We start from the raw sequence: 13,379 nt of genomic DNA on the forward strand, positions 1-13,379 counted from the left end.
TCAAGGTCGCGGTGTGGCTATCACCGTCCGCATCCGTGATCGTGTACTCATACTCATCGACTAGAGTCTCGTCTTCATTCAGCGCTTGCACCGCCGGATTCGTGTTGTCCAAGGTGTAGGTGTAGCTACCATCGGCATTCAACTCTAAGTGACCGTAGGTTAAGTCATCATTAAATGCCGTCACATTACCTGGGCCATCGGCTCCGTACGCATCGTTATCCGCCACGTTGCCCGTCACCTCGGTGACGTCCTCAGCAATCGTCGCCGTATCGTCTTCAGCCACCGGGCTGTCATCCACAATCTGCACACTCAAGGTGTCCGTGGCCTTATCGCCGTCATTATCCGTTAATACAATCGGCAAGTTTTCAAAGAGCGAGTTAGTGCCATCACCTGCTGGGTGCTTTTCGTTACCAGTTAATAAGTAGCTATAGCTCACCACCCCGGTGGCAGGATCATAGCCCGTTACCGTCAGCTCATTACCAAATGGCGTAGTGAGCTTAGCACCCGCCACCAACTTACCATCCGCAATAAACGTCACACCACCAATGGTTAAACTCTTAACCCCATCAGGACTTTTAATCGTAAAGGTGCCATTACCACGCAAACCATCAGCGCTTGGATCTGAACCATCAGCCAAGGCTTTCTCATAAACAATCGCATCGCCACCGTCTGCCGCGGGCGTCAAATCACTGATCTCTGGCTCATTATTCGGCGGAGGAACGGGCGTACTGCCGCCACCACCACCGCCACCGCCGGCTAATGCGACACCTAAAGCACCAGCAGCAAGTAACGGCAACCAAAACAAAGGCACTACAAACGGTTGTGAACCGCCAAGTGCTTGACCCGCCATCACGCCATCTGCCAACATGCTCACCGCATCAGAGGTCTGGGCACTTTCAGGCACATAAGGATACACATCGCCATTTTCGTGCGTACCGATCAGCATATTATTGCTGCCCTCGGCATAACCGATTTCGCCGTCGTCTTTGTAATAGCCTTCAATGACTAAATCCGGCTGATCAACATCACCACCTTCAAAGGCAATGTATAAATCCTTACCTGCGCGCTTCGTGGCGATGTTTTCTGGGCCAAACCCTGTGGCCTCATCCGTAAAATGATAGTGCACATTGGCCTGCGCCTGAATGTGCACCGCTTGACCTTGGGCTCCTACACCGCCCTCACCGCCTGCAATCTGTACGGTCTCAACTGTTTCTTTATTATTATTAATACGTAGGGTAATATGCTTCAAACTCATGTCATCTACCTCTTACTCACTCGAGTAGTTTTATCTGCTTCGGTAAGCAATTAAAGCCTACCGAAGTATAAAAGTTGTGGATTATAAAAACGTGGTCAATTACTCAACCGGATTGGCCATCGAACCGTATAGCTCAATTTCTACACGACGATTCGGCTGGTCACACAAGGTACGTTGGCGTGCGTCTCTAGGGAAACGCTGACGGCAATTAGGCACCACTAAATTGGTCTCACCTCGGCCAACCGCCACAATGTTATGAGATGCTAAGCCACTGTCGGCCATCACGCGCTTAACAGTTGCCGCACGACGCTCAGAAAGTCGTTGGTTATACGCGGCTGAACCCTCAGGGTCGGTATAACCAGTTACCGCAATGCGCTCAATATTGGCATTGCTCGCACGGATCTGCTGCACCACGTTCTGAATCTCTGCTTTGCCCGCAGGCAACATATTGGCGTAATCGGATTTATCAAAATGGAATAATGCCGAGGCATCAAGCGTAAATGTCTGGAACGGCTTAACGACTGGTGGGGCACACGCTGCTAGATTATCAACACGCGGTAAGGTGTGTGCTTGCTCTCTCATGTTATTCACTATCGGTTTCGCGAGCGCCCCATCAATGGGTTGCAAGGTCGCTGCACCAGAGGCATCTGGCACCACCATAAAGTACGACACCTGACCCGCAGGGACATCAAAGTACTGACCCGAACGCTCTTTTTCTAAGTAGCGCGTACGCACATCCGTAAACTGGGCCGTTAAACGGTTATTACCCACACACGCAATCGATTGTTTGTAACCGTCTGGTAACAGCGAAGTTAAGTACTCGCCATTAACAAAGATGTTAACGGCTTGACCAGTCAACGCACCCTCTTCGCGCAAAAACACCACGCTAGCAGCGTTTTCAGCAGGCGTCGTAACCGACCCACTCTGATACGTACGCCATCGCTCAGCTGCGCGACCATCCTCACCATCTTGGCCGCCACCGACAGCACAACCTACTAACCCTGCCACAACAAGTGCATAGGTCCCTAATTTTATTGTAAAGTGTTTCATTAGACAAACTCCCCCGAATGTAACTAAACGTGCTAGAACGTATAACATCCCCCATCATGCAAACTGTACAATTATGTTTTAAATTCAATTAAGTACAGCTTCATGTGATAATTTTAACTATACACTTATTTAAACTTAAAGTGCAACAAATTAAACCTGAATTGAAAGCAAATGTTACCTAAGAGGTACGCTCACTCCTCGCCGCTCCATAAACCATGCTGGCATCAATATGTAAAACATACATCCACATATACTTCAACAATACCTAATGTACATCAAGTATGCAACAAAAAAATTAAATACGTAACCAATAGTTAAAGACAGAACAAAATGTAAATAACGGTATACAACCTTCTCAAAATGATAGACAACGTCTTACTCACCCCTATTCAAAGGCCTTAATCTTGATAGGACTCACTAGCCAATCTTGATGCTACCCCTCAAAATCAATTAATCTTGACAAATCAGTCACTTAGTAATTAACTAAGCAGTAAAAAACTGTCACAACATTTACTAAACATCTCTGCACACCACTTCTTCAAAGACAAATGGCTGGCATACCGCCTAAACAAGGGGCCTCAAGACAACAAACAAAGGTTCGTATGAAGGCTCAAGTCCTTTAAGCTCTTTTAAATCCAGCACTTATCGTCTTTAAAACTGGTCTAACACATAGAAAAAACCCTAATATCGACGCATAAAAACAACATCTATGTAAATAAACATAACAATTCATTAGTAAAACTAAGTACTTAGTTCGTAAATAGTTAAAGCATGTCTTTAATTGTGGGTATACTAATTTGCACTGTACAAGCTTTAGGCGATGATTATGAGTTTGAAAACAAAATCTTTTAGCACTTCTTTATGGCGCTCTCTGACAGCTCTGGCCTTAACCAGTTACAGCGCATTGTCTTTTGCAACGACACCCTTAAAGGATGTTTTACAATTTGCCCTCTTAATGGATCCTAAATTGATGGAGGCACGTGCAGAGCAAGATGCTGCGTTACAAAACCGCAAGTCTTCTGAAGCATTGCACTACCCGACAGTAGGCTTGATTTCTACACATGCCTTAGCCCGTCATTATGAGTATGAGAGCGATTATCGTCGCCGAACCGATGTTGGTTTGCAGGGTAGATTAAATCTATACGCCTGGGGCGGTATTGAAGCCACCATTGATCGTGATAAGAAAAAAGAGCGCTTTGCCTATTACAAATTCTTTGAGACCCGTGAGGAGTTAGGCAATCTCATTGCCAACCACTATGTCACAGCCATTTATTTAAATGAGGCTTTAGAGGTTGCTCGTAACGACTTAAAACGTCATCAACGATTCCTAAATGATTTACGCGTCGTTAAAACGTATGACATTGGTCGTGAGTCTGAGTATGCACAAGCTGAATCACGTTATTTACGAGCCGAGTCAACCATCATTGATTTAGAGCGTGCATTACAAACAACTATGAGTAGTCTCAACCTCTATACCGAAAGTAAATTAGCGGTAGCCGATTTGGTGGATCCTTTTCAAGGACAAACAGCCGATCAGATCATTAATACCTATAAAGAGGTTAAGCGTGACAGTCATCCAAGTATCTTGGCCCAAGAAGCTGAGCGTGACAGCGCTGAGGCCGACATTATCGTGGTTGATGCAGCGACTAAACCGCAGATTAACTTAGAGGGCTTAGCTACGCGTCAAGACCGCAATCTTACCGTGAGTCTTTCGTGGGATCTCTTTAACCGGCCGGCTACTTACAACACGCACTCTGCTACGGCACGACTTTATGCGGCTGATGCGCGCGTTGATCAAATCGAGCGAGATATTGCCGAGCGCTTTGAAACAGCAAAAATTGAAATGCGACAAAGCCAAAATCAGGCCCAAACCTCTAAACGACATATTGAGGTACAAAAGCAAGTAGCAGCCAATTACGCTGAGCAGTTCCAAGTTTCTCGTCGTAGCCTCTTAGAGGTACTCGATGCTTATGCTGATTTGTCGCGCATTGAATCGACTTATGTCAATGCGCGTCACCAATTCAGAACAGCAGCCTTTGCTTATATGCTTGCACAAGCCAAAATCGCTAGTTGGGCAGGTCTACCGGAAAATTTATAATCAATTATGAACAGTATTATCAAACATTTGGCGCTCGCTACGCGCCTATTAGGCTCACCGGTTGCAGAGGCAGCCTTATCTGCCAACGTAGTGCGCGACGCACAACTCGATGTGGATTTATCCTCTTTACGCGAGGTTTTATTAAGCCATGGCTTTGAAAATCACCTTTCTAAACGCTCTTTACGGGAAATCCCATCGCTCGCTGTGCCGGTAGTTATTTTACTCAACCAACAAGAAGCAGCTGTTATTAGCGCCATCGAGGGCTCAGGTGACGATCGTGTATACACTATCCGCCAAGGTGATGCGCCCGAGCAAAAAATCTCTCATCAGGACTTACAGGCACGCTATAGCGGTTTTACTTGGTTTATTAAACCTAAAATTACCCAAGACCTGCGCTCCGACCTGCCTGAATATAATATGTCGAAGGCGTGGTTCTGGCGGGTAATTTGGCGCTATCGTAGTTATTACAATCAGGTGCTGCTTAGCTCTATTTTGATTAACGCGCTCGCGCTCGTCAGTTCACTTTATGTCTTAAACGTTTATGATCGTGTCGTACCCAATCAGGCTTATGATACGCTCTGGGTCTTAACCATCGGGGTGGTCTTAGCGATTACATTTGAGTTCATCGCTAAGCAAATTCGAGCCTACCTCACCGATGTGGCTGGTAAAAAAGCCGATTTAACCATTAGTGCAGCGCTCTTTAGGCGGGTGATGGCCTTACGCTTGGCCGAACGCCCTGCTTCATCAGGTTCATATGCTAACAACCTACGTGACTTTGAGTCGGTAAGAGAGTTTATGACCAGTGCAGGCATATTAACGCTCATTGATCTACCGTTTTTCTTATTATTTATTTTCGTGATCTATATGGTGGGTGGTCTGCTTGCTTTTATACCCTTAGCCATTATCCCGATTATTGTCATTGTCGGCTTAGCAATTCAACCGTTTTTAGCCCGTTACATCCTTGCTTCAATGAAAGAAGGTTCGCAACGCCAAGGTTTAGCCGTCGAAGCGGTAGAGGGTGTAGAAACTCTCAAAGCCAATAACGCCGCGCCATGGGCGCAAAAGCGTTGGGATCAATTTACCGCAGCATCTGCTTATTATGGTATGAAGGTTAAGGGCATCAGTAGTTTTATGCTGAACTTTACGGTGGGCATGCAGCAGTTAAATACCGTGTTTTTGGTGTTTTTCGGTGCTTATTTAGTTCATGCAGAAAACCCTGACCATCGTATTTCGATGGGTGCGATCATCGCCTGTGTCATTTTATCTAACCGCGCCTTAGCACCAGTGGGGCAAATCGCTAACTTAGCCATACGCTTCCAACAAGCTCGCTCCGCCTTAAAAGGCTTGAATGAGATAGTTGAACGACCGATTGAGCGCGACCCACAACGTAATTACATTACCTTAGATCAGGTACAAGGTCAGATAAGCTTTAAGGCTGCTACTTTCCAATATAACCAAGACGCTGCCCCTGCCCTCGACGATTTTAATTTAATTATCCGCCCCGGTGAAAAAGTCGGTATCTTGGGTCGAATCGGTAGTGGTAAAAGCACTTTCTTAAAACTAGCTGCTGGTCTCTATGAGCCACAAAAAGGTAGTGTGAGCTTAGATGATGTCGATATGCGCCAGCTCGACCCGAACTTTGTGCGTAATGAGATTGCTTTTTTAAATCAAGCACCACGCCTGTTCTTCGGCACCTTACGTGAGAACCTCGATCTCGCACGTAGCGATGGCTATTCTAGTGACCAAGAGCTATTAACGGCATTACAACGCTTTAATTTGGCGCAAATTGTACGTCAACACCCACGCGGTCTCGATATGCCTTTAGGTGAAGACGGCTTAGGTCTATCGGGCGGTCAAAAGCAAATTGTCAGCTTAGCTCGTTTAACCTTACGCCACCCTCGTGTGGTGCTATTGGATGAACCAACGGCCAGTCTTGATGAGCAAACTGAGAGCCACGCCTTACGTGGCATTGCACAGTGGGCCCAAGATAAAACCTTGGTGGTAGTAACGCACCGTCGTCAAGTCTTAAGCTTAGTTAATCGCGTAGTAGTCATTGACCAGGGCAAAGTGGTCATGGACGGCCCGCGTGACGCGGTTCTTGCCAAACTCATTGAGGCGGAAAAGAAAAAACAAGCTCACTCAACTCAACAAACCCAAGTTAAAGTGACTCCGGCACACAAAAGGGCAGCTAAAAAAGCAACCCAACGAGTTGTTACTAAGGTGATTCCTGTACAAACTACTCAAGAGGATTCAACTGAGGTTAAAACACAAAATATAAACATGAACGCGGTCGACGATAAGTCTGAACCAGCAGAAGGCACGCAAGCAAAGCAGCCTGCCACGATGGAGAGTAAGTAGATGACACAATATACACAAGCTCCTCACAGCGCCGCAACAGCAAGTCATAACGCTCCGGTCCAACTAGATACAAAGCCGACACGCGAAGAGCGCATAAAAAAGCGTGATTTAAAGTTGCTCAATGATCTTAATGCGGCTCTACAAACTGAAAAGCATCACGGCTATTTTTTAACCGTCATGTTGTTTCTGGTTTTTTTTATCGTCTTTGTTGTATGGGCCTATTACAGCCCACTTGAAGAGGTATCTCGCGGTGAAGGGCGCATTATCCCGAGTAGCCGTGAACAAATTGTACAAAGCTTAGACCCTGGCACCATCGAGGCAATGTATGTCAAAGAAGGCGACCTTGTCGAGCAAGGTCAAGTTCTTTTAAAACTTGATGATATTCGTAGTTCTGCAGTTTTACGTGAGAGCATTGCTAAGGTAGAAAACCTTGAGGCAATGATCGCTCGTCTACGTGCTGAAGCCTACAATGAGGAATTGGTTTTCCCTGAACACCTCTCCAACGAGTTACGCGAACGTGAAACTGCTGCCTATGAAGCCCGCTTAAAATCAATGAAGGAAACTGTGCAGGGCCTTCAAGAAAGCAAAGCGGTACTTGACCGAGAAATCAGCATCACTCGCCCAATGGTTCAACGCGGCGTGGTGTCACAGGTTGAATTACTTAGAATGCAGCGCCAATCCACTGAGCTCAGCACCAAAATTCAAGAACGCCAAAACCAATACTTAACAGAGGCTAATAACGAGCTCGTTAAAATCGAAGCTGAATTAGCCCAAGCCAGAGAAAACATGGCAATGCGTGCTGACCCAGTCGATCGCTCACAGATACGTGCTCCCCTCAAAGGTATTGTGAAAAACATTCGCATTAACACCATTGGCGGTGTGGTAACTGCTGGTCAGGATATTTTAGAAATCGTACCAGTGGATGAAACACTCTTGGTAGAGGCTTATATTCGCCCTAACGATGTGGCCTTTATCAGCCCAGGTTTACCAGCGGTAGTGAAGATCACCGCCTATGATTATGCCATCTATGGTGGTCTAGACGGTGAAGTGACGCTTATCAGCCCAGACACGCTTACCGATGAAAAAATGAATCGCGGTGAATTAAAGCTCAATAATAACGCTGTGTATTACCGTATTTTAGTACAAACTAAAGACAGCGTATTAACCGACCGTAATGGCAATCCAATGCCGATTATTCCGGGCATGATTGCTTCAGTCGATATTAAAACGGGTGAAAAAACAATCTTCGAGTATTTAACTAAACCGGTTACTCGTATGAAACAAGCCTTGCGTGAGCGTTAAACTGCGTGGTTATTTAGAATAAACAGGACAATCAATATCACGATGAAGAAATTTTGTTTAACGGTACTACAAAAAGGCTGTCTCAGCGCTCTTATAGTCGGTGGCAACCTTAGCATTCATGGCAACAGTTTAGCAGTGACTAATAGCGAGGAGCTGGCGGCGATGTCTCAGAGCACGATTGCTGAGGTTCGCATCACCGGTAACTCAACGATACAACAAGATGCCCTAGAACATAACTTAGTTTTAAATGGCATCGTGGCTGGCAACAACTTAAATCCGCAGCGTTTAGAAAAACTACGACAACACATAATTAACCATTATCGTTATTTCAGACGTTATGAGGCACAGGTAGAGACACGTTTAACACCGCGTGATGGCGGTCAAGTGGACGTTGAGTTATTTATCGATGAAAGTCTGGCCTTCCGTGGCCTACCAGAGGGCTATAACGACGATCCCTATGCAGATGACGTCTACACTGAAAAGCATCGTCGCGCTTATGAAACCAGCAGCATTGATGATGACGATGAAGATCTACCAGATGCCACCATTTCACTAGGTTTAGGATATGGCTCTAAAGGCGTTAATTATCAAGCCAGTGTGATTAAACGCCGTTTATTTGATAGCGATGCATCGTTGCGCTTATCCGCCTTACGCGATCGTTATGAAACCAATGTCGATTTAAGTTTTAGTAAACCCAACTTTTTACAGCCTAGTTTGCGCTTAGATGCCAATATTTTCTACGATTCCTATGATAATTATCGTAGTCGTACAGCTGCCCCTTATAAGCGTAAGACTTATGGTGCGCAATTCTTGCTAAATAAACCCCTAGATCGCGATAGTTCGATATTCGGTGGTTTACGCTACACGCATAACAAATTAAGCAAAATCCATCCCGACTACAGTCGTGCTCTTTATCTAAAGTCTATCGGTGAGGAGCGCTGGGATTTCTCCGCTGATGATATCGATCTGATCTTAGGTTGGAAGTTTAATAACTTTAATCATCGCTATTTCCCAACCAAAGGTGTCGGTTTGAAATTGGAGGGCAACATCTCCCTACCCGGTTCGGATAATCGCTACTATAAGGTCAAACTTGATGCTCAGGGCTATTATCCTCTTAGTGCAACGGAAAACTGGGTGATTGCACCTAAAGCTAGCTTTGGTTATGCCAAAGGCATGGACAGTCGTGAGGTGCCCTTCTATCAGAACTTTACCGCCGGTGGTCAAGAGACCTTACGTGGTTTTGCTTATGGATCAGTAGGCCCACGCGCGCTCTATAGTAGCACTCCTCAAACCAGGGTCTCTACCTTGCCCGCAGCTTATCAACAGCTGACAAATCGCGTGGTTGGTGGCAATGCGCTAGCCTCTGCTAGTGTGGAATTAGTCATACCTAATTTTTATCTCAAAGAAAAATATCGCTCACAATTCCGCACGTCATTGTTTGTGGATGCAGCTACAGTGTGGGATACGCAGAAAGATAAACTACACTCACTCGTCTCACGCAACGGTCGCTCCGGAGATATTCGCGTATCTGCCGGTATCGCCGTGCAATGGCAATTTCCAATGGGCGTTTTATCAGCCTCTTATGCACTGCCTGTTAAAAAATACCCAGGCGATCGCTTAGAGCAGTTCCAACTGAGTTTGAGGGGTAGTTTTTAACTCCTGATATGTTGTTGATAAGAAAGGTAAGGTTTTAGGCCTTACCTTTAGTTTTATGAATTAGCGCCCGGTGAAGACCGCTTGACGCAATAAGGTCAATTAGCTCACTATCAAACGAGAAATGACGATTGGTTTTTATCTCATCAAGGTGATTTTATCTAACAGAAGTGTAAGCGTCCGGTGAACACATGTATTCATTCCTCCTAAATTGCGCGACACTAAGGTTTTGTGTATGTTAGGAGAAATCAATGCCGTCTTTAATGCGTATCAAGACCGCCCAACGAGTGGGAATTCAAGAGCAAGCGTCTAGCCTACTGGCACTAGATAAAATCATCCTGGTGAGTGAGGCGACAGATTTACGAGCGGGGATGGATACCTTGCGCACTAAGGCAATTCAGCGCTTTGGTCAGGTGGCACCTCACGAAGCCTATGTGTTTATGAATCGCACGCACACGCTTCTTAAATTACTCATGCACGATGCGATGGGGTCGTGGCTATGTGTTCGTCGACTACATGAAGGACGCTTTCACGGTGCAGGCTCACGGATGAATCCGGCACTGTCGGCAGAACAACTGCAGGCCTTAGCCTTGGGGCTGCCTTGGCATCGTTTAGGTAAAGCCGGTATCTATCGTTATTGTTAGTTTGATCGTGAACTAAGTGGGGCGATCTTGTCAATTAGGTATTCTCGGGATCGCTTATTTTATCGGCATAAGGCATACTACGTCTTATGCCGAATTCTTTTGCTTTTCTTTCCTCTGATTTATCCCAGTTAACTGCTGAGCAGTTGCGCGAACTCGTGGTGCAACAACAAGCCTTAATTGCTCAACAAGACGCATTGATTGTAAAAAAAGCAGCACAGGTGGAAGAAAAGGATCTGGCCTATCGTCGTGTTCTGAGCGCTTACGAACAAGTGAAGATGGAGTTGGCGATCTTAAGACGCATCAACTTTGCTAAACGTAGCGAACAGCTCCCTGACCTACAAGCGAAACTTTTTGAAGATGACGCCCATGAGGATCTGGCTGAGCTAGAAACGATGTTAGACAACATCGGCCAGCAATTAACGTCCATGAGTGGTCAAGAGCACACACCTCGCACACCGTCTCGTATGCGTTTGCCGGCGGAATTGCCCTCGGTGGATATTCATTATACGTTGGAAAGCACGACCTGTGGTTGTGGTGCTGAGATGCGTCATCTTGGGGATGATGTGAGTCAGAAACTGGACTATGTGCCCGGTACTTTTAGCGTGGAGAATCACATTCGTCCGAAATACGTGTGTGATTGTTGCAAGACCCTCAATCAAGCGCCGGTACCTCCTCACATCATTGATAAGGGGTTGGCAACGACCGGACTGCTGGCGACAGTACTCATCATGAAGTATGCTGACCATCTGCCGTTGCACCGTCAAGAAGCCATCTTTGAGCGCAGCGGTGTACGTATTGCCCGTTCTACGCTGGCGGATTGGGTAGGCACCTGTGGCGCACAGTTACAACCGCTCGTTGATGCTTTACGCCAAGAGGTGCTCTCGCATTCGGTATTGCATGCCGATGAGACACCCATCACTTACATGCACCATAAAAAGGGCAAAACGCAACGTGGTTATTTCTGGGTCTATGCCCCGGGTGCTTATGAGCAGATGAAAGCGGTGATTTATGACTTTAAGCCAGGTCGCTCAGGCGCTCATGCCCGCGAATTCCTAGGCGATTGGCGCGGTAGTCTGATGTGTGATGATTACGCCGGTTATAAAGCCCTCTTTGCCGATGAGCAAGTGATTGAGGGAGGATGTTGGGCGCATGCGCGTCGTAAATTCCACGATATTTACCAAGCCAACGGCAGCTCAGTGGCTGAACAGGCCTTACAACAAATCCAACGACTTTATCACTACGAGGCCGAGGCCGGGAACTTAAGTCCACCGGAGCGATTAGCCCATCGACAACGCCACATGGAGCCGGCACTTAAGCAATTAGAAAGGTGGTTGCGCAGTCAGTTTGAGCTGGTGCCGCCGAACTCGGCGATCGCCAAAGCCATTCGTTACAGCCTGAACAATTGGCTTGCCTTGACGCGCCTCTTGGAAGACGCTCAACTGCCGATGGATAATAATGCGGTAGAGAATTTGATTCGTCCACTCGCGATTGGTCGCAAGAATTGGCTCTTTGTAGGTTCAGAGAAAGCGGGTCAACGTGCGGCTGCTGTGATGTCGTTAATTCAATCGGCTAAGCTCAATGGCCATGATCCTTATGCTTACCTTAAGGATGTGTTGGAACGATTGCCGACACAGAAAGCGAAGGACATTGCTGAGCTTCTGCCTCATCGTTGGCAAGCGCCAAACGACACCAAGAATTAACACAATGCCCCGACAAAATCGGGGCATTGAACGTTTAAAAACGGAAGTCAATCGGAGTTCACCGGACGCTTACGCGAAGTTGGCATAGACCTCAGTTGATTTGGGAAACGAAGCGCTTAAAACGGCAAGCTTCAATACGCCATTAAACAATGTAGCCACCGAATGGCTAGAAACTGCATTATTTCTTTATCCAACGGCGGCAATTTGAGAAAAAGATGGTGATGAATTACTCAGCAACCGCTTCTAATGAAACGGTGATAGTCACTTCATCACTAACTGATGGTGCATGTAGATCGACACCAAAGTCACTACGTAAAATCTTGGTTGTGGCATTTGCACCGATGGCATCTTTTTCTAACATCGGGTGAGTGGTATTTAAGAAGTGAGTGACTTCGAGTACCACTGGCTTAGTAATGCCTTTAATGGTCAAATCGCCCTCAATGGTTTTAGGCGCATCACCTTCAAAATTCACTTTGCTCGACTTAAAGCTTGCGGTCGGGAATTTAGCAGTATCAAAGATGTCTTCAGCTTGGATATGCTTATCAAACTGTTTGAATCCCGTGCTGATTGCTGTCATATCTAGCTTAATATCGACTTCTGCGGTTTTGGCTTCTTTGTCATAGACAACAGTACCGCTTGTGTTATCTAAACGTAATTGTTGAGTAGATAAGCCTAAGTGACTGTATGAAAAGCTAGGGAAAGTATGGGCAGGGTCAATCTGATAAGTTTGCACTGCTGCAAAAGCTTGACCGGCAAAAAGTGCGGAAACTAAAGATGTAGCAAGTAATTTTTTCATAAAACTTCTCCGATAATAGGTGAATTATTAATAATTAATATAAGCTATGATCAGCAAAAAGGAAAGTAAGGAACCATTTGCTAATTGTTCCACTACATTTGGAGAAGATTAGGAAACAATGTATATCAGGGACAAGTAGATGTCATCGGATCCTTTAGGTCATCATGCCAGAATGATTCAATTCATAGGAGAAAGTTACCGATAAAAAGCATTAAAAACAATCAGTAAAAACGGCCAAGGTTTGGATATACTACACTTTCATTGACTCGCAGTTAAGTTACCTCAACTAAAGCAGGTGATATTTATGCGCAAAACGTATTCCAAAGAATTTAAGCTACAAGTCTGCCACTCGATCACGATGGGCAAACTTACGGTGACTGAAGTTGCGAACCAGTATGCTATTTCACGACCGATTGTTTCTCGTTGGCTTGCCGAGTATAAACGATATAGCAAAGATGCTTTTACAGGCAAAGGAGTTCGACTGCCAGAAGGGGCTAAAGTGTATGCCTTGGAAAAAGAGATT

The 13,379-nt window shown here is 45.9% G+C and carries 10 protein-coding genes; 7 read left to right on the forward strand and 3 right to left on the reverse strand.

Going from position 1 to position 13,379, the window contains the following annotated elements:
* A partial coding sequence (locus tag B092_RS14740) for a VCBS domain-containing protein (protein WP_026253717.1) occupies positions 1–1,255 on the reverse strand: 1,255 nt, incomplete at its 3' end.
* A 99-nt stretch (positions 1,256–1,354) separates the two neighbouring features.
* Complete coding sequence (locus B092_RS15915; protein WP_018575088.1) at positions 1,355–2,305, reverse strand: OmpA family protein; 951 nt, start codon at positions 2,303–2,305, stop codon at positions 1,355–1,357.
* An 826-nt stretch (positions 2,306–3,131) separates the two neighbouring features.
* Here B092_RS15915 and B092_RS0109925 point away from each other — a divergent pair.
* From B092_RS0109925 to tnpC, 6 genes are all read left to right on the forward strand, one after another.
* Entirely contained in the window at positions 3,132–4,403 is a 1,272-nt protein-coding gene (locus tag B092_RS0109925) for a TolC family protein (protein WP_018575089.1), read from the forward strand.
* 6 nt (positions 4,404–4,409) lie between these two features.
* Complete coding sequence (locus B092_RS0109930; protein ID WP_018575090.1) at positions 4,410–6,761, forward strand: type I secretion system permease/ATPase; 2,352 nt, start codon at positions 4,410–4,412, stop codon at positions 6,759–6,761.
* The gene (locus B092_RS0109935; RefSeq protein ID WP_018575091.1) at positions 6,762–8,063 is read left to right on the forward strand and encodes an HlyD family type I secretion periplasmic adaptor subunit; all 1,302 of its coding nucleotides are present in this window, start codon (positions 6,762–6,764) and stop codon (positions 8,061–8,063) included.
* A gap of 42 nt (positions 8,064–8,105) precedes the next feature.
* Complete coding sequence (locus B092_RS14175; protein ID WP_018575092.1) at positions 8,106–9,719, forward strand: BamA/TamA family outer membrane protein; 1,614 nt, start codon at positions 8,106–8,108, stop codon at positions 9,717–9,719.
* A gap of 248 nt (positions 9,720–9,967) precedes the next feature.
* Positions 9,968–10,360, forward strand: a complete 393-nt coding sequence (gene tnpB / locus B092_RS0109945) for an IS66 family insertion sequence element accessory protein TnpB (RefSeq protein ID WP_018575093.1) — start codon at positions 9,968–9,970, stop codon at positions 10,358–10,360.
* Positions 10,361–10,446: 86 nt separating this feature from the next.
* Positions 10,447–12,060: an IS66 family transposase gene (gene tnpC, locus B092_RS0109950; protein WP_018575094.1), complete on the forward strand. Its 1,614-nt coding sequence runs from the start codon at positions 10,447–10,449 to the stop codon at positions 12,058–12,060.
* A 226-nt stretch (positions 12,061–12,286) separates the two neighbouring features.
* Here the strand turns inward: tnpC and B092_RS0109955 are convergent, their stop codons facing one another.
* The gene (locus B092_RS0109955) at positions 12,287–12,856 is read right to left on the reverse strand and encodes a YceI family protein (protein ID WP_018575095.1); all 570 of its coding nucleotides are present in this window, start codon (positions 12,854–12,856) and stop codon (positions 12,287–12,289) included.
* A 304-nt stretch (positions 12,857–13,160) separates the two neighbouring features.
* Between B092_RS0109955 and B092_RS0109960 the strand changes: the two genes are divergently transcribed.
* Positions 13,161–13,379, forward strand: a 219-nt coding sequence (locus B092_RS0109960; protein ID WP_018575096.1) for a transposase, incomplete at its 3' end; no start/stop codon positions are given.

It is taken from the genome of Oligella ureolytica DSM 18253 (assembly GCF_000373745.1).
Lineage (GTDB): Bacteria > Pseudomonadota > Gammaproteobacteria > Burkholderiales > Burkholderiaceae_B > Oligella > Oligella ureolytica.

Coding starts and splice junctions, on each gene's coding strand:
- B092_RS15915 (WP_018575088.1), bottom strand. CDS start 2,305: ATGAAACACTTTACAATAAAATTAGGGACCTATGCACTTGTTGTGGCA.
- B092_RS0109925 (WP_018575089.1), top strand. CDS start 3,132: ATGAGTTTGAAAACAAAATCTTTTAGCACTTCTTTATGGCGCTCTCTG.
- B092_RS0109930 (WP_018575090.1), top strand. CDS start 4,410: ATGAACAGTATTATCAAACATTTGGCGCTCGCTACGCGCCTATTAGGC.
- B092_RS0109935 (WP_018575091.1), top strand. CDS start 6,762: ATGACACAATATACACAAGCTCCTCACAGCGCCGCAACAGCAAGTCAT.
- B092_RS14175 (WP_018575092.1), top strand. CDS start 8,106: ATGAAGAAATTTTGTTTAACGGTACTACAAAAAGGCTGTCTCAGCGCT.
- tnpB (WP_018575093.1), top strand. CDS start 9,968: ATGCCGTCTTTAATGCGTATCAAGACCGCCCAACGAGTGGGAATTCAA.
- tnpC (WP_018575094.1), top strand. CDS start 10,447: ATGCCGAATTCTTTTGCTTTTCTTTCCTCTGATTTATCCCAGTTAACT.
- B092_RS0109955 (WP_018575095.1), bottom strand. CDS start 12,856: ATGAAAAAATTACTTGCTACATCTTTAGTTTCCGCACTTTTTGCCGGT.